Annotated in this window: 23 protein-coding genes and 1 riboswitch; of the genes, 12 read left to right on the forward strand and 11 right to left on the reverse strand. The window is 68.9% G+C overall.

The window, feature by feature from the left end:
• Nucleotides 1–443: 443 nt before the first annotated feature.
• The 4 genes from ACFWY5_RS55230 to ACFWY5_RS55245 form a co-directional block, all read right to left on the reverse strand.
• Nucleotides 444–644: a cold-shock protein gene (locus ACFWY5_RS55230; RefSeq protein ID WP_106250594.1), complete on the reverse strand. Its 201-nt coding sequence runs from the start codon at nt 642–644 to the stop codon at nt 444–446.
• Nucleotides 645–875: 231 nt separating this feature from the next.
• Nucleotides 876–1,151, reverse strand: coding sequence for a MoaD/ThiS family protein (locus ACFWY5_RS55235; protein ID WP_379626076.1), 276 nt, complete (start codon nt 1,149–1,151; stop codon nt 876–878).
• A gap of 15 nt (nt 1,152–1,166) precedes the next feature.
• Nucleotides 1,167–2,396, reverse strand: coding sequence for a threonine synthase (gene thrC, locus ACFWY5_RS55240; RefSeq protein WP_379639973.1), 1,230 nt, complete (start codon nt 2,394–2,396; stop codon nt 1,167–1,169).
• Between the two features lie 13 nt (nt 2,397–2,409).
• Nucleotides 2,410–2,549, reverse strand: a riboswitch (SAM riboswitch).
• A gap of 79 nt (nt 2,550–2,628) precedes the next feature.
• Nucleotides 2,629–3,183 (reverse strand): RNA polymerase sigma factor, encoded by a 555-nt coding sequence (locus tag ACFWY5_RS55245; RefSeq protein ID WP_184976413.1) that lies wholly within the window; start codon nt 3,181–3,183, stop codon nt 2,629–2,631.
• Nucleotides 3,184–3,213: 30 nt separating this feature from the next.
• Here ACFWY5_RS55245 and ACFWY5_RS55250 point away from each other — a divergent pair, with 30 nt between their 5' ends.
• Complete coding sequence (locus ACFWY5_RS55250) at nt 3,214–4,632, forward strand: trehalose-6-phosphate synthase (RefSeq protein ID WP_379626080.1); 1,419 nt, start codon at nt 3,214–3,216, stop codon at nt 4,630–4,632.
• An 8-nt stretch (nt 4,633–4,640) separates the two neighbouring features.
• Complete coding sequence (locus ACFWY5_RS55255) at nt 4,641–5,798, forward strand: MFS transporter (protein ID WP_379639975.1); 1,158 nt, start codon at nt 4,641–4,643, stop codon at nt 5,796–5,798.
• Here ACFWY5_RS55255 and otsB read toward each other — a convergent pair.
• Both otsB and ACFWY5_RS55265 read right to left on the reverse strand, forming a co-directional pair.
• Nucleotides 5,767–6,522 (reverse strand): trehalose-phosphatase, encoded by a 756-nt coding sequence (gene otsB / locus ACFWY5_RS55260; RefSeq protein ID WP_379639976.1) that lies wholly within the window; start codon nt 6,520–6,522, stop codon nt 5,767–5,769. The two genes, ACFWY5_RS55255 and otsB, sit on opposite strands and share 32 nt — an antisense overlap.
• 51 nt (nt 6,523–6,573) lie before the next feature.
• On the reverse strand, nt 6,574–6,876 hold the full coding sequence (locus tag ACFWY5_RS55265; RefSeq protein ID WP_379626086.1) for a DUF3263 domain-containing protein: 303 nt from the start codon (nt 6,874–6,876) through the stop codon (nt 6,574–6,576).
• Between the two features lie 117 nt (nt 6,877–6,993).
• On the opposite strand from ACFWY5_RS55265, the gene ACFWY5_RS55270 reads away from it, so the two are divergent.
• The 5 genes from ACFWY5_RS55270 (at nt 6,994) to ACFWY5_RS55290 (ending at nt 11,300) form a co-directional block, all read left to right on the forward strand.
• Nucleotides 6,994–7,806 carry an S-adenosyl-l-methionine hydroxide adenosyltransferase family protein gene (locus ACFWY5_RS55270; protein WP_379626088.1) on the forward strand — a complete coding sequence of 271 codons (813 nt, stop codon included), beginning with the start codon at nt 6,994–6,996 and terminating at the stop codon, nt 7,804–7,806.
• Nucleotides 7,807–7,985: 179 nt separating this feature from the next.
• Nucleotides 7,986–8,510: a hypothetical protein gene (locus tag ACFWY5_RS55275; RefSeq protein WP_379626090.1), complete on the forward strand. Its 525-nt coding sequence runs from the start codon at nt 7,986–7,988 to the stop codon at nt 8,508–8,510.
• The gene (locus tag ACFWY5_RS55280; RefSeq protein WP_379639977.1) at nt 8,507–9,688 is read left to right on the forward strand and encodes a S8 family serine peptidase; all 1,182 of its coding nucleotides are present in this window, start codon (nt 8,507–8,509) and stop codon (nt 9,686–9,688) included. Before ACFWY5_RS55275 ends, ACFWY5_RS55280 begins: the two co-directional genes overlap by 4 nt.
• 26 nt (nt 9,689–9,714) lie before the next feature.
• The gene (locus ACFWY5_RS55285) at nt 9,715–10,119 is read left to right on the forward strand and encodes a Zn-ribbon domain-containing OB-fold protein (protein ID WP_379626094.1); all 405 of its coding nucleotides are present in this window, start codon (nt 9,715–9,717) and stop codon (nt 10,117–10,119) included.
• Nucleotides 10,116–11,300 carry a lipid-transfer protein gene (locus ACFWY5_RS55290; protein ID WP_379639978.1) on the forward strand — a complete coding sequence of 395 codons (1,185 nt, stop codon included), beginning with the start codon at nt 10,116–10,118 and terminating at the stop codon, nt 11,298–11,300. The genes ACFWY5_RS55285 and ACFWY5_RS55290 overlap by 4 nt, the downstream gene beginning before the upstream one ends.
• Before the next feature lie 59 nt (nt 11,301–11,359).
• On the opposite strand, the gene ACFWY5_RS55295 is transcribed toward ACFWY5_RS55290, so the two are convergent.
• From ACFWY5_RS55295 to ACFWY5_RS55315, 5 genes are all read right to left on the reverse strand, one after another.
• A complete protein-coding gene (locus ACFWY5_RS55295) occupies nt 11,360–12,376 on the reverse strand; it encodes an ABC transporter ATP-binding protein (protein ID WP_379626098.1) in 1,017 nt (338 codons plus the stop codon).
• A complete protein-coding gene (locus ACFWY5_RS55300; RefSeq protein WP_379626100.1) occupies nt 12,360–13,397 on the reverse strand; it encodes an ABC transporter ATP-binding protein in 1,038 nt (345 codons plus the stop codon). Before ACFWY5_RS55300 ends, ACFWY5_RS55295 begins: the two co-directional genes overlap by 17 nt.
• Nucleotides 13,398–13,406: 9 nt before the next feature.
• Entirely contained in the window at nt 13,407–14,360 is a 954-nt protein-coding gene (locus tag ACFWY5_RS55305; RefSeq protein WP_379626102.1) for an ABC transporter permease, read from the reverse strand.
• Entirely contained in the window at nt 14,353–15,297 is a 945-nt protein-coding gene (locus tag ACFWY5_RS55310) for an ABC transporter permease (protein ID WP_379626104.1), read from the reverse strand. Before ACFWY5_RS55310 ends, ACFWY5_RS55305 begins: the two co-directional genes overlap by 8 nt.
• A gap of 124 nt (nt 15,298–15,421) precedes the next feature.
• Nucleotides 15,422–17,062: an ABC transporter substrate-binding protein gene (locus ACFWY5_RS55315; RefSeq protein WP_379639979.1), complete on the reverse strand. Its 1,641-nt coding sequence runs from the start codon at nt 17,060–17,062 to the stop codon at nt 15,422–15,424.
• A 463-nt stretch (nt 17,063–17,525) separates the two neighbouring features.
• Here ACFWY5_RS55315 and ACFWY5_RS55320 point away from each other — a divergent pair, with 463 nt between their 5' ends.
• The 5 genes from ACFWY5_RS55320 to ACFWY5_RS55340 all read left to right on the forward strand — a co-directional run bounded on the left by ACFWY5_RS55320 (nt 17,526) and on the right by ACFWY5_RS55340 (nt 20,915).
• Nucleotides 17,526–18,443, forward strand: a complete 918-nt coding sequence (locus ACFWY5_RS55320; RefSeq protein WP_379639980.1) for an ABC transporter permease — start codon at nt 17,526–17,528, stop codon at nt 18,441–18,443.
• Nucleotides 18,436–19,305 carry an ABC transporter ATP-binding protein gene (locus ACFWY5_RS55325; RefSeq protein ID WP_379626110.1) on the forward strand — a complete coding sequence of 290 codons (870 nt, stop codon included), beginning with the start codon at nt 18,436–18,438 and terminating at the stop codon, nt 19,303–19,305. The genes ACFWY5_RS55320 and ACFWY5_RS55325 overlap by 8 nt, the downstream gene beginning before the upstream one ends.
• Nucleotides 19,306–19,351: 46 nt before the next feature.
• Nucleotides 19,352–19,873 carry a YbhB/YbcL family Raf kinase inhibitor-like protein gene (locus ACFWY5_RS55330; RefSeq protein ID WP_379639981.1) on the forward strand — a complete coding sequence of 174 codons (522 nt, stop codon included), beginning with the start codon at nt 19,352–19,354 and terminating at the stop codon, nt 19,871–19,873.
• A 101-nt stretch (nt 19,874–19,974) separates the two neighbouring features.
• On the forward strand, nt 19,975–20,130 hold the full coding sequence (locus ACFWY5_RS55335; RefSeq protein WP_379626114.1) for a hypothetical protein: 156 nt from the start codon (nt 19,975–19,977) through the stop codon (nt 20,128–20,130).
• A 224-nt stretch (nt 20,131–20,354) separates the two neighbouring features.
• On the forward strand, nt 20,355–20,915 hold the full coding sequence (locus ACFWY5_RS55340; protein WP_379639982.1) for a dihydrofolate reductase family protein: 561 nt from the start codon (nt 20,355–20,357) through the stop codon (nt 20,913–20,915).
• Nucleotides 20,916–20,977 lie beyond the last annotated feature (62 nt).

The following is a 20,977-nucleotide window of genomic DNA, read 5'->3' on the forward strand; positions in this document are numbered from 1 at the left end:
AGCACGACATTGCGCCCCTTGGGACCAAGGGTCACCTTCACGGCGTCAGCGAGCTGGTTCATGCCGCGCTCGAGACCGCGCCGGGCGTCCTCGTCAAACGCGATCATCTTGGCTGCCATAAGGCTGGACCTCCCAGATACAGGGTGGCTTCTCAAGGATCGAGCCGACGCCCGCGACGGCAGCGTGCCCGGCCCGGGGGCCGAACACTTGGGCCCGCATCTCCGTTCGGCAGGCCCCGATCGTCTCGATCCAGGTGTTGGCACTCACGTGGAGAGAGTGCCAACGAACTGTTTAGCACTCTACCCGGTCGAGTGCAAGCGAGAGCCACCTCGTCGCAGGTCAGGCCCGATCCCCTCGCGAGATCGGGCCTGTCCTGGTGAGACGAAAGGTGTTGGCAGAACCGCACGGACTGCGCTGCCGTGCGGGCTGCCTCGGTGCGTGGTTCAAACGGTGCGGACAGATTCCGCCTGCGGCCCCTTCTGGCCTTGTGTGATCTCGAACTCGACTCGCTGGCCTTGTTCGAGTGATCTGTAGCCGTCCATCATGATCGCTGAGTAATGGACGAATACATCCTTACCACCGTCTACCGCGATGAAACCGTAGCCCTTGTCCGCGTTGAACCACTTGACGGTGCCCTGCGCCACTTCCGACTCCTCTTACTGGGCTCTGGATCCCGCCCATTCCTCCGCGAGATCCGCGTTCGCCGCTTTTACCGAAAAACTGGCGGCGATCGCCCTCGACCATACCTGTGGCATGCCGTTGGGCAACAGAGTCAATCTGAAAACTGCCTATTTCATCCTTCGAAGAGTTGAATTTTCCAGAAATGGGAAGGGCACCTCCGAAGAGGTGCCCCAGTGCTAAGAGTGTGCGAAGCGTTAGCCTCCGGCTACCGCGGGGATGATGGAGATCTCGCTCCCCTCGGGGGCCGCGGTGTCGAGCCCGTCGGCGAATCGGACGTCCTCTTGCCCCACGTAAACGTTGACAAAACGCCGAATCTTGCCCGATTCATCGAGAATTCGGGCACCGATCCCCGGGTAGTCGCTGTCCAGCTTCTGAAGGACCTCGCGCAGCGTCGCACCCTCGCCACTGACCTCCGCGTTACCACCCGTGTAGGTGCGCAGAATGGTGGGAATCCGTACAGAAACGCTCATGCCTTAAACTTCCTTTCAGATGGCGCGGAACGCGTCGAGAGAGGGCCGGATGACAGCGGTGGGTTCGGCGATCGACGACACCGCGTCAAGGGTCTTGAGGCCGTCGCCGGTGTTCAGCACGACCGTTTCCGCCTCGGGATCGAGCGCGCCGTTTTCCACCAGCTTCTTGAGCACGCCCACGGTGACGCCGCCCGCGGTCTCGGCGAAGATGCCCTCCGTGGAGGCCAGGAGCTTGATGGCCGCGACGATCTCGGCGTCGGTGACGTCTTCCACCGCCCCTCCCGTACGGCGGGCGATGTCGAGCACGTACGGCCCGTCAGCCGGGTTCCCGATGGCCAGCGACTTGGCGATGGTGTCCGGCTTGACCGGCTGGACCACGTCGTGCCCTGCCTTGTACGCCGCCGACACCGGCGAGCACCCGAGCGCCTGGGCCCCGAACACCTTGTAGGGCGTGTCCTCGACCAGCCCGAGCGCCACGAGCTCCTTGAAGCCCTTGTCGATCTTCGTGAGCTGGGAGCCGGAGGCGATCGGGATGACGATCTGCTCGGGCAGCCTCCACCCAAGCTGCTCGGCGATCTCGTAGGCCAGCGTCTTGGACCCCTCGGCGTAGTACGGCCGCAGGTTCACGTTGACGAAGCCCCACTTGTCGCCCAGCGGGTCGCCGATGAGCTCGGAGCAGAAGCGGTTGACCTCGTCGTAGGTGCCCTCGATGCCGATCAGCCTGCCGCCGAACACCCGAGCCATGGCGATCTTGGCCTGCTCCAGGTCGGCGGGGATGAAGACGCACGCGTCGAGCCCGGCCCTGGCGGCAGCCGCGGTGACCGCGCCGGCCAGGTTGCCGGTGGAGGAGCAGGACAGGGTGTGGAAGCCGAAGTTGCGGGCCGCCTCGACGGCGATGGCCACCACACGGTCCTTGAAGGAGTGGGTGGGATTGCCGGAGTCGTCCTTGATGTGCAGCGACTTGATGCCGAGCGTGCGGCCGAGGTTGCCGGCCTTGACCAGCTTGGTCCAGCCGGGGTTCATGTTCTGCTTGGCCGCCACGTCCACGGGGACCGGCAGGAGCGCCTGGTAACGCCAGATGTTGGTCGGACCGGACTCGATCCGCGAGCGGGTCACCGTACCGAAGTCATAGGCCACTTCGAGTGGCCCGAAACACTCCAGACACGCGAAACTGGGGCCGAGGTCATAGCGGGTGCCGCACTCGCGGCAGGAGAGAGCTACAGCAGGACCGAAGTCGAGCGACATGAAGCGAGGCCTTCCCTCATCTTCGCCTGCGGCCACCTTGACCACAGACCGGAATTGGCACCTTGTCCCGGTCGGCCTCGCGGGTGCGAGTCACAATCCGGGAGGGTTGCCGGGGCTTCGCAGGGCCGGTCCCTCCACCCCTCTGGATGAGCAATATGTAGTTGTCGAAAGGGACTCTACCTGGTCAAGCGGATCGGTTGCCCACCCGTCTCGACCAGTGAGACAAACCGTCTCACCGATAGTCCTCCCCGAGCACGCCCTGCACGTACTTGCGCGCCTGGTGGATGCGGGATTTCGCGGTGCCGAGAGGGATGCCGAGCTGCTCGGCCACCTCGTTGTAGTCGAGCTGCACGATGTCGCGCAGCACGAGCGCCTGCGCCAGGTCGGGCTTGGACGCCTCCAGCGCCTCCATCGCGTCGAGCAGGTCCAGGCGCGAGCCCGCGATCACGCTCACCCGGGCCACGTCCGGCTTCTGCGTGGGCAGTTCGTCGGAGCTCTGCTCGGCCGCCCGCCGCTTCAGCGACCGGTAGGTCGTGCGGGCGCAGTTGGCCGTCACGATGTGCAGCCACGTGCTGAACCGCGCCCTGCCCTCGAACCGCCCGATGTTGCGCGCGACGGCCAGCAGAGTGTCCTGGCAGGCCTCCTCCGCGTCCTGGTGATAGGGCAGGATTCGCGCGCAGTGGCGGAGTACGTGCGGCTCGATCCGCCGCAAGAGCTCGCCGAGTGCGCGATGATCTCCAGCGGCTGCGGAGCGGGCCAGTTCCTCGGTTAGCTCATCAAGCGCCATAGCGGGATCCTATGAGCGGAGGATAGTTAAATGAACAGCGTCCTGGTCGCCTCGAACCGCGGTCCTGTCTCCTTCACCGTCTCCGACGACGGTGAACTCACCATGAAACGCGGTGGCGGCGGACTGGTCTCGGGCCTTTCCGGCGTGGCGAAGGACGAGGGCGTGCTGTGGGTCTGCGCGGCCCTTTCCGACGGCGACCGCAGCGCCGTACGGCAGGCTCCCGGCGGCCGCCTCGACCAGGCCGGCTACGACACCGGGTCGCTGCGCATGCTGGACATCGCCCCCGCGACCTTCCACCGCGCCTACAACGCCGTGGCCAACTCCACGCTGTGGTTCGTCAACCACCTGCTCTACGACATCCCCAACTCCCCGCACTTCGGCACCAGGTTCCAGCGCGAGTGGGAGTCCTACCGCGACTACAACGGCGCCTTCGCGCTGGCGCTGGCCGAGGAGGCCGGGCACGAGGCGCGCGTGATGGTGCAGGACTACCACCTGACCCTCACCCCGGCCATGCTCCGCGCCGAGCGCCCCGACCTGCGCATCGCGCATTTCAGCCACACCCCCTGGGCCCCGCCGGAGTACTTCGCGCTGCTGCCCGACGAGGTGGCCCGTGAGGTCCTGGAAGGCATTCTGGGAGCCGATCACGCCGGGTTCCTCACCGAGCGGTGGGCGCGGGCGTTCACCGACTGCTGCGCGGCCCTGCTGGGCGCCCGGGTGGACGCGCGCGGCGTCACCCACGAGGGCCGCACGACCAGGATCGGCGTGCACGCGCTCGGCGTCGACGGCGAGCAGTTGTGGCGGCGCGCCTGCGAGCCGGACGTGGAGTCGAACGTGGCGGCGCTGCGCGCGCAGACCGGTGACAGGAAGCTGATCGTCCGCATCGACCGCACCGAGCTGTCCAAGAACATCGTGCGCGGCCTGGTCGCCTACCGCGAGTTCCTGGCCGCCCATCCCGAGTGGCACGGCCGCGTGGTCCACCTGGCCTTCGCCTACCCGAGCCGCCACGACCTGCCCGAGTACCGCGAGTACACCGCGGCGGTGCAGCGCTGCGCCAAGGAGATCGAGGACGAGTACGCCACCGAGGACTGGGACCCGCTGATACTCAACGTCAACGACGACTACGCGCGCAGCCTCGCCGCCTACCGGATGGCCGACGTGCTGCTGGTCAACCCGATCCGCGACGGCATGAACCTGGTCGCCAAGGAGGGCCCGATCCTGTCGCCCCGCTGCGTCCTGGTGCTCTCGCGCGAGGCCGGCGCCGCCGCCGAACTGGGCGCCGACGCGCTCGTGGTCAACCCCTACGACGTCCTGGAGACCGCCCAGGCCCTGCACACCGCCCTGGTCATGCCCGAGGAGGAGCGTACGCGCAGGGCCGCCAGCCTGGCCGCGGCGGCCACCGCGCTGCCGCCCCAGAGGTGGCTTGCGGCGCAGCTCGATGCCCTGACTTAATGCCTCAAGTGACCACAGTCCGGATACGTCTGACCCGTGATCTCCCGACCTGGCTCGTCTACTTACAACTCGGCGCCTTCGCCACCTACCTGTACGGGCTCAGCGCCGTCCTGCCGCTGCTGCGCCAGGAACAGCAGGTCTCCAACGCGGTCGCCGCCCTGCACGGCACCGCGATGGCCGCGGGAACGCTCCTGGCCGGCGCCGCGCTGCCGTTCCTGGAGCGCAGGTACGGCCGGCGCGCCACGATCTGGGGCAGCCTGGCAGGCATGAACGCGGGCCTGGTTCCGGTCATGCTCACCCCCGCCCTGCCCGCCACCCTGCTGGGCTACGGCCTGTCCAGCCTGTTCGGCTCGGTGGCCCTCTACGCCATGATGGCCGCGCTCAGCGACCACCACGGCCCGGCGGGACCGGCGGCGATCAGCGAGGCCAACGCGGTCGCGATCCTGTTCGGCATCGCCATGACCTACGCGATCAGCGCCACCGCGCAGACCGCGCTCGGCTGGCGGGCGGCCCTGCTGATCACCCCGATCCTCACCGTCCTGATCGCCCTCACGCTCGGCCGCGTCCGCGTGGCCGGCCGCCCGCACGACGGCGCCGCCCGCGCCGGCCTGCCGCCGCCCGGCTGGCGCTTCTACGTGGCGGGCGGCGTGCTCTTCCTGGTGGTCGCGCTGGAGTTCTGCTTCAACCTGTGGGCGGTGCAGCTGTTCGCGTCGAACACGGGGATGGGCGTGGCGGCGGCCACGACCGGGCTGACCGCGTTCACGGCCGGCCTGGCCGTCGGCCGCTTCGCCGGGACGCCGCTGGCCCTGCGCATGGGCGCGCCCGGGCTGCTCACCGGCGCCCTGCTGCTGACCGCGGCCGGCTGGCTGCTGTTCTGGTCGAGCACGCATCCGCTGTTCGCCTACGCGGGGCTGGCGATCAGCGGGCTCGGCGTCTCGCTGCACTTCCCGCTCGCGCTGGCCGGCGTGCTCGCCTACGACCCGGTGCGGGCCACGGCCGTCTCGCCGGTCTGCGCGGGGCTGGCGATGGCCGCGGGCCCGTTCGCGCTGGGGGCGCTGGCCGACGGCTTCGGGACGCGTACGGCCTTCCTCATGGTCCCCGTGCTGATCGCGCTGGCCGTGGCGGGCGTGCTGGTCAGCCGCGAACCGCGGCCGTCAGCTCCTTGAGCAGCGCCATCACGCCGTCGGGCCCGTCCACGACGACGTCGGCCCGCTCGGCCAGCTCGGTGACCTCGGCCGAACCACTGCACACGGTGACACCGGGCAACCCCGAAGCGCGTACCGCGTCGAAGGCGGCCAGATCACCCAGGTCGTCGCCGACGAACATCACCGACCTGGCCGCGCGTTCGGCCAGGAACAACGAGAGCGCCTGGCCCTTGTCCATGCCGGGCGGGCGCAGCTCCAGCACGTACCGGCCGGGCTCGACCACCAGCCCGTTGCGCTCCGCCAGCGCCGCGAGCGGCCGCCGCAGCGCCTCGAAAGCCCCCTCGGGATCGGGACTACGCCTCGTGTGTACGGCTACCGCCCGCCCCTTGTCCTCGACGGCCACTCCGGTCAGGCCCAGGGCGTCGAGCAGCATCGGCAGTTCGGCCTCGGCCCGCGGCACGCCGGCGGGCGGCGGCGGCGCGCTGACGCGGCCGTTCTCCCACCGCTCGAAGCCGTAGTGCCCGAGGATCACCAGGCCGGGCACGTCGGTCAGGCCCGGACCGAGTTCGAGGACGGTGGCAGGGGGGCGGCCGGTCAGGATGACGACGGCCGACACCTGGGCGCTGAGCTGGGCCAGGATGTCGGGAGCCGCGGAATGGATCCTCGCGGCGGCCGGATCGGGCACGATGGGCGACAGGGTGCCGTCGAAGTCGAGCCCGATCACCGCCCCTGACGGATCTTTCACTATCGCTTGGATTCCAGGGATGTTCCTCACGCGGCTGGAGTACCCAGCCACCTAGGGGCGCATGCCGAGTCGCCGGGCCGCGCGCTCGCGCTGCCGCGTGGCCCGCAGCCGGCGCAGTCGCTTGACCAGCATCGGATCCTGCTCCAGCGCCTCGGGACGGTCGATGAGTTCACCGAGCAACTGGTAGTAACGCGTGGCCGAGAACCCGAAGGTCTCCTTGACGGCCTGCTCCTTCGCGCCGGCGTAGCGCCACCATTGGCGCTCGAAGGCGAGGAGCTGGAGGTCTCGTTCGGTGAGGGGCTGACGGTCGGGTTCCTGGGCAGCACTGTCACCGCTGACCGGTGCGGTGTCCATGGTCGTCCTCCTCGGAAGGGCGTACGGCGCTCACGCCATACGTACGCGGCCCGTGGCCATCGTAATGTGCCAAAGCCGGGTGTTCACCGCGGATCGGGAGACGTACAGTCACCAAGTGTGACCCCAGTCATAACGCTTCTCACCGATTACGGACTCGAAGACGGTTATGTGGCTGCCTGCCATGGCGTGATCGTCGGAATCGCGCCGCAGGCCCGCGTCATCGACGTGTGCCACCTGATCCCTTCGGGCGACGTACGGCGGGGCGCGGCGGTTCTCGCGCAGACCATCCCGTACATCCCGCCCGGCGTGCACATCGGCGCCGTGGACCCGGGAGCGGGCGGGGCCAGGCGCGCGGTGGCCGTGGCCGCGGGGGGACGGGTGTTCATCGGGCCGGACAACGGGCTGCTGTCCTGGGCGGTGCACGCCTGCGGCGGCGCCGAGTCCGCCTACGAGATCACCAACGACGCGCTCTTCCTGCACCCGGTCTCGCCGACCTTCCACGGCCGCGACGTGTACGCGCCGGTGGCCGGGCGGCTGTGCGTGGGCGGCAAGCCGTCCGACCTCGGGCCGGAGATCCCGCTGAACAGGCTCGTCTCGCTGCCGGAGCCGACGTCGGTGCTGCGCGAGGGCTCGGTGGAGGGCGAGGTGGTCTCCGTGGACCGCTACGGCAACACCCAGCTGTCGATCGCCGCGGGCGACCTGGCGGCGCTCGGGGTCCGGGTGGGCGACACGCTGGGCGTGTGGATGGGGCGCAGGCAGTTGTCGATGCCGTACCGGGAGACGTACGCGGCGGTGCCGCCGGGTGAGCTGGTGGCCTTCGCCGACTCGGCGGGGCTCATCGCCATCGCCGTGAACTCGGGTGATGCGGCCCAGCGCCTGGGCCTCCCGCCGGGCGCGCATGTGCGCCTTTCCCCCGCTCCGGTGCGATAGGGACATTACCCCGCGTATCGGTCTGTTTACCGAAGCGTCGGATTGAACCATCGCCTGCGTGCCAGAATGCACGGCAGTTCGAGCGCCTCCTCCCCCCTTCCTTCGAGGCAGACGTGTTCCTGCTGTCCGTCGCATTGTTGTCCCTACTTCAGTCTCCCTGGGGCTCGGCCGAGCCGCACGTGAGCGAGCGCTGGCGCGCGTGGCCGGTGACGAGGGTCTTCCCCGCCGCGCTCACCGGCGCGAGCCCGTCCGGCGCGCGGGTGACCTACCTGCTGGCCGGGGTCGCGCCAGAAGCGCCGTGCCGGGTCGCGCTCCAGGCCGCCGCGGCGGCCATGCTGCCGCGCTGCCTGACGACCCTGCGGGCCACCTACTCCGACAGCACGCAGACCTTCGTGGCCACCGTGGGCGTGGCCGTGCTCGACGGGGCGCCGTCCTGGCTGCCCGTCAGAGCGGTCCACGCCGGCGTCGCGGGGCGTGCGCCGACCGTGCGGCCCGTGGCCTTTCCCGGCGGCGCGGCCGAGCGGTTCGGCCAGGCCCAGTACGTCACCGGCGCCGTGGCGGCCTCCGGCGGGCCGTACGTGGTCTTCACCGCCGCCGGATACGCCGACGGCCGGCCGTACCAGCCGGAGGGCGGGACCGAGCCGCGCCTCGGCGCGGCGGCGGTGCAACTGGCGGAGGCCCTGCACAAGGCGCTCACCCGGTGATCCGCGCCGCGGCCGGGCTGCTGCCCGTCTGTCTCGTCATGCTGCTGATCGCGGACCCGCCCGCGAGCGGCATGCGCGGCGTCGCCACGAGAAGCGGCATGGCCGCCGTGGCGGCGAGCCAGCAGCAGTGGCAGCTCACCGCGTTGCGCGTGCCCGAGGCGTGGAAGGTGAGCAGGGGCGAGGGGGTGCTGGTGGCCGTGCTCGACACGGGCGTGGACGCCCGCCACCCCGACCTGGCCGGAGCGGTCGTCGAGGGGCCCGACCTGACCGGGCCCGTACGCGGGCCGGCCAGAACGGGTCACCACGGCACCGCGATGGCCAGCCTCATCGCCGGGCGCGGCCACAGCGGCGGACGCGGCGTGGTGGGCGTCGCCCCGGCCGCGCGGGTGTTGTCGGTCCGGGTGACGCTGGAGAACGACGACCCGCTGCGCGGCAAGCAGCGTGCCACGGCGGGCGGCGGCGACGCGCTCGCCCAGGGCATCCGGTACGCCGTCGACCGGGGCGCGCGGGTCGTCAGCATGTCACTGGGCGGCGGCAGCGGCTCGTGGGAGGGCTCGGCGGCCGAGGAGGAGGCGGTGCAGTACGCGATCTCCCGCGGGGCCGTGCTCGTCGCCTCCTCCGGCAACGACGGCGACGACGCCAACCGCAAGAACTTTCCCGCCGCCTACCCCGGGGTGATCGCCGTGGGCGCGGTGGACAAGCGGATGAGGGTGCCGCGCTTCTCCAACCGCCAGGACTACCTGTCGGTGGTCGCGCCGGGCACCGGGATCGTCAGCGCCGACGGTCCGGACGGGTACGTGGTCGGCGACGGGACCAGTTCGGCGGCGGCGATGGTGGCGGGGATCGCCGCGCTGGTCAGGGCGGAGTATCCGGGGCTGTCGCCGTACCACGTGCGCATGGCCATCGAGCGTGGCACCAGGAAGCGGCCGGCCGACGGGCACAGCCGCGCCTACGGTCACGGGGTGGCCGACGCGGCGCTCGCCCTGCGCGAGGCGGGGCGGCTGGCCCGTCCGGCCGCGTCCAGGATCGGGCAGGTGGGCGGCTACTTCGGCGGTGGCCCGCCGCCCTCGCGGCCGGTCTCGCGGCTGCCGGTGGTGGTGGCGATGATCGGGCTGACGGTCGCGATGTCGGCCAGGGTGGTGGTGCTGCACTTGCGGCGGCGGAGGCATTCTCCCTAGCAAGCGCTTGTGTGATACTCGTCGGTATGACCTTGGCGATCGACGGCTGGTTCACCATCGGCGACGACGGCACCCATCTCCTCGGCACCCGGTGCGCCGACTGCGGCACGGTCAGCTTTCCGCCGCAGCGGGGATTCTGCCGCAATCCGCACTGCTCGGGCGAGAGGCAGGAGGAGACCCGGCTGCCCCGCCAGGGCACCGTCTGGTCCTACACCAACGCCTGCTACGCGCCGCCGCCGCCGTTCGCCGCCGCCGAGCCGTACACGCCGGTGACGCTCGCCGCGGTCGAGCTCGCCGAGGCCGGGATCATCGTGCTCGGCCAGGTCAAGGACCTGACCGTGGACGAGCTGCGGGTCGGCATGGAACTGCGGCTCACACACGGCCCGCTCGCCGACGGCCCGCTGGTGTGGATGTGGGAGGCGGCCCGATGAGCGTCCTGGTCATCGGCGCGGGCATGCACCCGTGGGGCAAATGGGGCAAACCCTTCATCGAGTACGGCGTCGCCGCCGCCCGAGCCGCCTTGGCCGACGCCGGCGTGTCCTGGACCGACGTCCAGTACGTCGTCGGCGCCGACACCATCAGAAACGGCTATCCCGGCTTCATCGCCGGCGCCACCTTCGCCCAGGCGCTCGGCTGGAACGGAGCCAGGATCGCCTCCTGCTACGCCGCGTGCGCCTCGGGAGCGCAGGCCATCGACCTGGCCAGGACGAGAATCCTGGCGGGCCTGTGCGACGTGGCACTCGTGGTCGGCGCGGACTCGACGCCCAAGGGCTTCTTCAAACCCGTCGGCGGCGAGCGCCCCGACGACCCCGACTGGCTGCGCTTCCGGCTCCTCGGCGCCACCAACCCCGCCTACTTCGCCCTCTACGCCCGCCGCCGCATGGCCCTGTACGGCTCGACCACCGCCGACTTCGCCGCCGTGAAGGTCAAGAACGCCGCCAGCGGCGCGCTCAACCCCATGGCCCGCTACCGCAAGCCCGTCACCGAGCAGGAGGTGCTGGCCTCGCCGATGGTGGCCGACCCGCTGCGGCTCATGGACATCTGCGCCACCTCCGACGGGGGCGCCGCGGTGGTGCTGGCCTCGGCGGAGTTCGCCCGCCGCCACGGCATCTCCCGGCCGGTACGGCTGGCCGCCGTCTCGACCGTCACCCCCACCTTCCCCAACACGACGCTGGAACTGCCGGCCTTCGCCACCGACTCGGCGGCAACAGCACCCCCGCCAGAACGCCCCTTCCGCGCCGCCATCGCCCACGCCGCCTACGAGGAGGCGGGACTGGGACCGGGCGACCTGTCCTTCGCCGAGGTCTACGACCTGTCCACGGCACTGGAACTGGACTGGATGGAGGACGTCGGCCTGTGCCCGCCCGGCGAGGCGGAGAAGCTCCTGCGGGCCGGCGACACCAGGCTCGGCGGCCGGACGCCGGTGAACCCGTCCGGCGGGCTCGCCTCCTTCGGCGAGGCCATCCCCGCCCAGGCCATCGCCCAGGTGTGCGAGCTGACCTGGCAACTGCGCGGCACCGCCGGCGCCCGCCAGGTCGCCGGCGCCCGGGTCGGCCTGGCCGCCAACCAGGGCCTGTTCGGGCACGGCTCGGCCGTCATCGCCACAACGTGAAGGAGCCCTCCGCGGAGGGCTCCTTCCTGGTGTTCTAACCGATGTCCTGGCGTTGCGTTCTAACCGATGTGCACCACGTCGTGCGTCTCGGCGAAGTGGCACGCGCTCTCGTGCGCGGTACCCGGCCGGATCTGCAGCAGCGGCTCTTCCTCCGCGCAGATCTCCTGCGCCTTCCAGCACCGGGTGCGGAAGCGGCAGCCCGAAGGCGGGTTGGCCGGCGACGGCGGGTCACCCTGCAGGATGATCCGCTCGCGCAGCTCACGCCCCTCCGGATCCGGAACCGGAACCGCCGAGAGCAGAGCCTGCGTGTACGGATGCGCGGGCTTGTCGTAGACCTCCGTGTCCTTGCCGAGCTCCACCAGCTTGCCCAGGTACATCACGCCCACCCGGTCGGCGATGTGGCGTACCACCGACAGGTCGTGGGCGATGAAGATGTAGGCCAGGTTGAACTCGTTCTGCAGCCGCTCCAGCAGGTTGATGACCTGCGCCTGGATCGACACGTCCAGCGCCGAGACCGGCTCGTCGCAGACGATGATCTCCGGCTGCAGGGCCAGGCCGCGCGCGATGCCGATGCGCTGGCGCTGGCCGCCCGAGAACTGGTGCGGGTAGCGGTTGATGTGGTCGGGGTTGAGCCCGACCACCTCCAGCAGCTCCTGCACCTTCTTGCGCCGGTCGCCCCTCGGCGCGACCTCGGTGTGGATGTCGTACGGCTCGCCGATGATGTCACCGACGGTCATCCGGGGGTTCAGCGAGGTGTAGGGATCCTGCATCACCATCTGGATGTTGCGCCGCATGCGCTTGAGCTCGCTGCCGCGGGCGTGGGCGATCTCCCTGCCGCTGATCTTGACCGAGCCCGACGTCGGCCGTTCCAGCGCCATGAGCACCTTGGCCAGCGTCGACTTGCCGCAGCCCGACTCGCCCACGATGCCCAGGGTCTCACCCCTGTGCAGGTCGAACGAGACGCCGTCGACGGCCTTGATCGCGCCGATCTGCCTCTTGACCACGATGCCCTGGGTCAGCGGGAAGTGCTTGACCAGGTCGCGTACCTCAAGGATCGGCTCACTCGTGGGTGCCATCGAGGACCTCCCTCCAGTAGTGGCAGGCACTGCTGCGCGTACCGCTGATCCCGGACAGCGCCGGAGCCTCGGTGACGCAGATGTCCTGGCGGTACGGGCAGCGGGGGTGGAAGGCGCAGCCGGTCGGCATGTCCAGCAGGTTCGGCGGCATGCCCTTGATGGCGTACAGGTCCTGGCCCTTCTGGTCGACCCTGGGGATCGATTCGAGCAGGCCCTTCGTGTACGGGTGGGCGGGTGTCTTGTAGATGTCGTGAACCGGGGCGTTCTCGACGATCCGCCCGCCGTACATGACCGCGATCTTGTCCGCGACGTCGGCGACCACGCCGAGGTCGTGGGTGATCAGGATCAGGCCCATGTTGCTCTCGCGCTGGAGCTCCGCGAGGAGCTCCATGATCTGGGCCTGGACGGTCACGTCGAGCGCGGTGGTCGGCTCGTCGGCGATCAGCACCTCCGGGTCCAGCGCGATCGACATCGCGATCATGATGCGCTGGCGCATGCCGCCGGAGAACTGGTGCGGGTAGTCGTTGACGCGCTGCCTGGCGGCCGGGATGCGGACCCGGTCCATGAGCTCGACCGCCTTGGTCAGCGCCTCCTTCTTGCCCATGCCCCGGTGCACGCGGAACATCTCGCTGATCTGCCAGCCCACGGTGAAGACCGGGTTCAGCGAGGAGAGCGCGTCCTGGAAGACCATCGCGATGCGCTGGCCGCGCACCTGCGAGCGGGCGTCTTCCGAGAGCTTGAGCAGGTCGGTGCCGCGGAAACGGATCTCGCCCTTGGGGATCACCGCGGGCGGCATGTCCAGGATGCCCATGATCGCCTGAGCGGTCACGGACTTGCCGGAGCCCGACTCGCCCAGCACGGCGAGGGTCTCGCCGGGGCTGAGCGAATAGGTCACACCGTTGACGGCGTGCACGACGCCGGCCCGTGTGCGGAACTCCACGTGCAGGTTGTCGACAGCGAGCAGAGGCTCGTTGCCCAGCCCTCCCTCGGCGGGCAACACCTCTGGGGATGTCTTCTTCACAGGTCCCCCTTACCTGAGCTTCGGGTCGAGCGCGTCGCGTACGGCGTCGCCCAGCATGATGAACGCGAGCACCGTGATGCTCAGGAACACGGCCGGGAAGATCAGCGGCAGCGGCGCGTCCAGGAACCTGTTACGGGCGTCGGAGATCATCAGACCCCACGAGATGTCGGGCGAGGTCACACCGACGCCGAGGAACGACAGAGCCGCCTCGGCCGCGATGAACCCGCCCAGGTTGATCGTCGCGATGACGATGACCGGCGCGAGCGCGTTCGGCAGCAGGTGCCTCATCATGATCCGCATATGGCCGGCGCCCAGGGCTTTGGCCGCGACCACGAAGTCCTGGCTCTTGGCCGTGATGACCGCGGCTCTCATGATCCGGTACGTCATCGGCCACCCCAGGACGGTCAGCGCGATGATGACCAGGGTGATGCTGCTCAACGGGCCGCCACGGAAGGTGGCCGCGATCAGCAGGGCGCCCAGGATGCTGGGGATGGCGAAGAAGATCTCGGTCAGGCGCGAGGCCAGCGTGTCGGTGACACCGCCGAAGTATCCGGCCGCGAGACCGAACATGCCGCCGATGAGCGAGGTCGCCAGCGTCGTCGAGATGCCGATCAGCAGCGAGTTGGCGGCGCCGTAGATCGAGCGCGCGTAGACGTCGCAGCCCAGGTTGTCGCGGCCGAAGAGATGGCCGCCGCTGGGCCCCTGCCGGGCCGTGGCCAGCTCACAGGTCCTCGGGTCGTTCGGGTCGATGGCCGTGAACAACGACGGCCACAGTGCCATGACGACGAGGACCGTGATGAGGATCGCCGAGATGATGAAGATCGGACGGCGGCGGAGGTCGTGCCAGGCGTCGCTCCAGAGGCTGGCCGGCTTGCCCTCCTTCTTCCTTTGCCTGCCAGGAGGCGCGGCGCCCGGGACCGGGCTCATAGGGAGGGGCGGCGCCGGCTGCTGAATGTCACTCATAGCGGATCCTCGGGTCGAGCACTGCGTACATCAAGTCGACGACCAGGTTGGCGACGATGTAGATCAGCACCAGAACTGTCACGATACCGACGACGACGGGTTGTTCACGCAGGTATACGGATTGGAAGAGCTGGTTGCCGATGCCCGGGAGATTGAAGATCGTCTCCGTGATCACCGCGCCGCCCATGAGGTTGCCGAGGTCGGCGCCCAGATAGGTGACGAGGGGGATCAGCGCGTTGCGCAATCCGTGCCTGCCGATGACCCGCCGTCTGGACAGGCCCTTGGCGGTCGCCGTGCGGATGTAGTCCGCCCGGAGGGTCTCCACCAGGCTGGTCCGTGTCAATCGGGTGAGGTAGGCGATCGAGATGCCGGCCAGCACGAAGCCCGGCAGCAGGTAGCTGCGGAAGCCGTTGCTGATGCCCGCGATGGGGAAGATGTCGACGCCGGTCCACTGTTTGACCTTCACACCGAGCACCAGCTGCAGCACGAAGCCGGTGACCAGGGTGGGGACGGAGATCAGCAAAAGGGTCGAGGCCAGGATCATGGTGTCGGCGGCCCTGCCGCGGCGCAGCGCCGCCCACAGGCCGAGGCCGACGCCGATGATGGCCTCGAAGACCAGCGCGGTCAGCGCCAGGTTCAGCGTGACCTGGAACTTGCCGGCCATGAGCTGGGACACGGGTACGTCGGCGAAAGTGACGCCGAAGTCACCGCGGAAGATGACGCCGCTGATGTAGTACCAGTACTGCAGCAGCAGCGGATCGTTGAGGTGGTATCGCTCGCGAAGGATCGCGACGATCGTCGGGTCTGTCCTCTTCTCACCGGCCAGCGCTGCGACAGGGTCGCCGGGCAGCGCGAACACAATGGCGAAGATGAGCAGAGTGGCACCCAGTAGCACAGGTATCGCCTGGATCAGACGCCTGATGATATAACGGCCCATTTAAGCCTCCCGTACATGCCAAGAAGGCAATCACCTGGGGGGTGGGATCTACCGGCCCAAGTGACCGCCTCCGTGGCTGGCCCTCAAGGGGCGGGCGACAGCGCGCCCGCCCCGGGGAACAACGTCAGGCCTTCTCGACCTGGGACCACTCGACCTGGTTAAGCAGGTTGATCTTGACGTTCTTGACCTTGGTGGAGTAGCCGGAGTTGTTCCGGTAGAAGTAAACCGGGATGTACGGCAGTTCCTTGTTCAGGATGTCATCGGCCTGCTGGTAGAACTTCAGGCCTTCCTCCGGAGTCGCCGCCTGGTCGCCCTTGGCGAGCAGCTCGTCGAACTCCTTGCTGGTGTAGCCGCCGTAGTTCGAGCCCGTCTTGATGGCGCCGGTCCCGAAGATCGGGGTCAGGTAGTTCTCCGCGGACGGGTAGTCGATCGCCCAGCCCATACGGAACAGACCCGTGTACTTCTTCGCGTCCAGCTCGTCCAGGATGGCCTGGAACTTCTCGAACGGCTTCGGCGTCACCTCGACGCCGAGGTTGGCGCGCAGGTTGTTGGCGACGGCCTCGATCCACTCCTTGTGGCCGCCGTCGGCGTTGTAGCCGAGCTCCAGCTTCGCCGGACCCTTGGCGGACGCGTAGAGCGTCTTGGCCTCGGCCGGGTTGTACGCGCAGGCCGCGCAGGCGCCCTGGCGGTAACCGTCGATGGCCGGGTTGATGAAGTCGTCGGCCGGGGCGCGGGTGCCGGAGAAGACCGTCTCGGCGATGGTCTTCCTGTCGATGGCCATCGAGATGGCCTTGCGCACGTCGGCGTTCTTGAAATCGGGGTTGTACTGCAGCGGGACGCCGATGTAGCCGATGCCGGCGTCAGGCTGGTCCTGGTAGCGCTCGCCCAGGGCGGTCTTGGCGGTGGCGATCGCGGACGGCGGCAGGGAGTCGTGGATGTCCAGGTTCTCGGCCTGCAGGTCGTTGAACGAGGTCTCCGCGCTGGTGTACAGCTTGAACTGCAGCTTGGTCCAGCCCTTGGGCTTGGGGCCCTTGTAGCCGTCGTAGACCGACATGTCGATCGTCTGGTCGGTGCCCTTCTTGTAGGGCTTGTCCAGCTTGAACAGGCCCTGGCCGATGGGCTTCTCGCCGTACTCCTGCGTCACCTTGCCGTCGGCGCCGAAGGCGGCCTTGGGCAGCGGGTAGAAGGCGGTGTAGCCGAGGAGCGTCTTGAACTGCGAGAACGGCGCGGCGAGGGTGACCTTCAGCGTCGTGTCGTCGATCGCCTCCAGACCCTTCATGCCCTTCGCGGTGACCTGCTTGCCCTCGCCGGGGTTGAGGTCGGCGAAGCCGTCGACACGGCCGAAGAAGTAACCGGCGGACTGCGCGTTGTCCTGGTTGGCGGCGTAGTTCCACGCGTCCACGTAGTTCTGCGCGATGACCGGCTCACCGTTGTGCCAGGTGTTGCCTGCCTTGAGCTTGATCGTCCAGACCTTCTGGTCTTCGGAGGTGATCGACTCGGCAGCGGCCTCGACAGCCTTCTTGTTCTCGTCGTAGTTGACGAGCGGCTCGAACACGGCCGCGAGGGCCTCTGCGCCCTCGGACTCGGTCGTGTTGGTCGGAACCAGGAGCTCCTGCGGCTCGCCCAGCTCCATGCGGACCGGCGTGTCGCTGCCGCCCGCGGCGGTGTTGCCGCCACCTTCCGTGGCACCGCCACCACACGCGGCAACCGCGAGGGCGAGCAGCGCGGTACCGGCGACGATCTGTGCGCCCTTAGTAACACGCATTGTGAGAACTTTCCTCCCTCTACCAGGTGGGCGTTAGCGCTGAGCTGCGTTGATCCAGAGCAGCCTGACGGGGGGTCCTTGTAATCCCCCGGGTTTGGCTGACATGGTCAAACCAGCCGACGCCCTGCCAGTCGATCGCGACTATCCCTCACTACTTGCCACCAGCGAGTCTCTGGCGCGTTGCAGTTCGGTCACACGTGCGCCTATCCAACGTCACAGACATTTCCCACAAGACGCGCAAAAAGCCACCAACCACGCGTAATAGGACAGGTCAGGACGTGAACAGTTGAGTAAAAATACCCCTCCAGACGGTGTGCTGAGGCCATCCACTTGGGGTGTTGACCGGAGAAGTGCTGTGCTGAGGGGGTACGGGAACCCAGCGGCCCGCAAAACCCGTCCAACAGACCGCGGCGAACTGCCGTGACCGGCACCCCACCGACCCGAATCCAATAGAGTCCATGCCATGAGCCAGCCGGAATCCGCGGTCGCGGACGCCCAGGCGGGCGGCCGAAGCGCGCAGGAGCCGCTGGCCAAGCTCGCCAAGAGATACGGGCTTCGCCGTGCCATCGCACGGCCGAGGTTCCACGTCTACCTGCGCCAGCTCTGGGAGCGGCGGCACTTCATGATGACGTACGCGACCTCGCGCAACGTCTCGAAGTACTCCAGCTCCGCCCTCGGCCAGCTGTGGCAGGTGCTGACGCCCCTGCTCAACGCCGCGATCTACTTCGTCATGTTCGGCCTGATCCTCGGCGGCGCCCACGGGATCGACAACTACCCGGTCTTCCTGCTGACCGGAATGTTCGTCTTCACCTTCACCCAACGCTCGGTGACGGCGGGCGCCAAGTCCATCTCGGGCAACCTCTCGCTCATCCGGGCGCTTCACTTCCCGCGGGCCGCGCTGCCCCTGGCGTACACGATCCAGGAGCTTCAGCAGCTCGGCATCTCGATGGGCGTGCTGCTGCTGATCGTGGTCTGGAGCGAGCCGCCCACGCTGCTCTGGCTGCTCATCCCCGTGGTGCTGGCCCTGCAGGCGCTCTTCAACGTCGGCGCCAGCCTCGTGATGGCCCGCATCGGCTCGAACATGCGCGACATGAACCAGCTCCTGCCGTTCATCATGCGCACCTGGCTCTACGCCTCCGGCGTCTTCTTCTCCATCCAGGACAAGGTCGTCGGCGGTGCCGGTCTCCCCCAGTGGGTCGCCAACGTCATGTATCTCAACCCAGCTGCCTCCTACATCGAGGTCATGCGCGACATCCTGATGCCGAAGGCCCACAACCCCCCTCCGTTCGCCATGGCGGGCTGCGTATTCTGGGCGTTGTTCGCTCTCGTTTTCGGCTTCTGGTACTTCTGGCGGGCCGAGGAGAGGTACGGGCGTGGCTGAGCTGACGGAGGAGTTGTCACAGGTGAAGGGCGAGGAGCCCGGCGTCGCCGCGAGCAAGGACGTCAGGGTGTACCCCAACCCGGAGCCCACCGGTCACAAGCCTGTGGACGCCCCGACGGGCACTCCGACCGTGGTCGTCGACGACCTCCACATCGTCTACCGCGTCTACAGCGCCGCCTCCGACCACGAGAAGGGCAACGCGGTCAGCGCGCTGGTCCGCATGCTCAAGCGCCAGGGCCGGCCGCAGATGAAGGAGGTGCACGCCGTCAAGGGCGTCTCCTTCGTGGCCTACCACGGCGACGCCATCGGCATCGTGGGCCGCAACGGCTCGGGCAAGTCCACGCTCCTGCGCGCCATCGCCGGCCTCCTGCCGCCCCACGCGGGCGCCGTCTACACCGACGGCCAGCCGTCCCTGCTGGGCGTCAACGCCGCGCTGATGCGCGAGCTCACCGGCGAGCGCAACATCGTGCTCGGCTGCTACGCCATGGGCATGACCCCGGCCGAGGTCAGGGAGAAGTACCAGGAGATCGTCGACTTCTCCGGCATCGATGACTTCGTCCAGCTGCCGATGTCCACCTACTCCTCCGGCATGGGCGCCCGCCTGCGCTTCGCCATCTCCAGCGCCAAGACCCACGACGTGCTCCTCATCGACGAGGCCCTGGCCACCGGCGACCGCGAGTTCCGCAAGAAGAGCCAGGAGCGCATCAAGCAGATCCGGGAGTCCGCCGGGACCGTCTTCCTCGTCTCCCACGACCACAAGGTCATCGAGGAGACCTGCAACCGGGTCATCTGGCTGCACAAGGGCAAGATCAAGATGGACGGGGATCCCAAGGAAGTGATGACGGCCTACAACAAGGGCTGATCTCCGATAAAGATGGGGCGTACGAACCCGTCCTTCGGAGGTAGACATGTCCGCGCGGCCACCGATCCCCTACGACTTCCTGCCCGAGGTCCCCGCCCTCGCCGTCGAGAGCGATGACGTACACGACGGCCGGCGCCTGGCCGAGGCCCACGTGTTCGACGACTGGGGCATGACCGGTGGCAACCAGTCCCCCCACCTGCGCTGGTCCGGCGCCCCGGAGGGCACCCGTAGCTACGCCGTGACGTGCTACGACCCCGACGCCCCCACGGGCAGCGGTTTCTGGCACTGGCTCCTGTTCGACATCCCCGCCGACGTCACCGAGCTCCCGGCGGGCGCGGGCGCCGCCGACACGAAGGCGGGCGTGCACGCCCGCAACGACTTCGGCACCAAGGCGTACGGCGGCGCCGCCCCGCCCCCCGGCTTCCCCCACCGCTACCTGTTCGCCGTCCACGCCCTGAGCGTGGATTCGCTGGGCCTGGACCCGGACACCCCGGCGGCGGTCGTGGGCTTCAACATCACGGCCAACACGCTGGCTCGCGGCTATCTCGCACCTGTGTACGAAACCTGAGTGCCACCAGCCCCAAATCGCTGACGCGCCCCCACATGTTCCGATAGGATTCGAACGTTAATTCGATCCCCTGAGGACACGTGATGGAATGGGGGCGCGCGATGCGAGAGCTGTCGACCGCGATTGACCACCTGGCCATCGAGGACCCTTCCGAGGTGCCCCGGGCCCAGCTGGCCGAGCAACTCATCGAACTCCACTGGCAGATGGCCCGTCTCCAGGCCCAGATCGCCCGCCGCACCGCCGTACGCGTCTTCTGACCGGGAAGCGTCCTACAAGGGCGCACCGCGGCCTGGCAGCCCCCGCGCCGACTCCGGGGGCGCCGGCGGGCTGTGCGGCCGCAGGCGGGGGCTTCCGGGCCGCGCAAGGCCGCCTGGCGGGCCCAGACAGCCCATAAGCGCAGGTTAGGAATGTCTTAAACGTTCCGTAAGGGGTGCCCGGCAAGCTGAAGCCAGTTGGAAGACACCCCGGAAGGACGCACGACATGCGCAAGCTCAAGCTTCAGCTCCAGATCACCGCCGACGGCTACATGGGCGGCCCGAACGGCGAGATGGACTGGATCTCCACCCCGTGGAGCGAAGACCTCGGCACCTACGTCAGCGCCATCACCGAGGGCGTCGACACGATCCTGCTGGGCCGCAAGCTCGCCGAGGGCTTCATCCCGCACTGGGCCGCCGAACCCGAGGGCGAGGACAAGGAGTCGGCCGCCTGGATGACGGACACGCCCAAGGTCGTGATCTCCAGGACCCTCACCGACTCCCCCTGGGACAACACGAAGGTGGAGGCCGACGTGGTCGAGGCCGTCCGGCGCCTCAAGTCCGCCCAGGGCGGCGACATCGTCACCTACGGCGGCGCGGAGCTGGTGGCGAGCCTGCTGGCCCACGGCCTCATCGACGAGCTCAACCTCCTGGTCGAGCCGGCCGCGATCGGCAGGGGCCTGCCGGTCTTCCCCGACCTCGGCACGCCCCAGCGGCTGCGGCTGGTGTCGGCCACGCCGTTCGCGTGCGGCATCACCGCCCTGCGTTACGAGCCGAAGCCCGTGTGAGCGGCGGGCGTACCGGGCGATGGGCACAAAAAGATGGGCACAAAAAGGAGCCCCCAGACGGC

Origin of the sequence: Nonomuraea sp. NPDC059007, from assembly GCF_042740555.1 — a bacterium.
Classification (GTDB): domain Bacteria; phylum Actinomycetota; class Actinomycetes; order Streptosporangiales; family Streptosporangiaceae; genus Nonomuraea.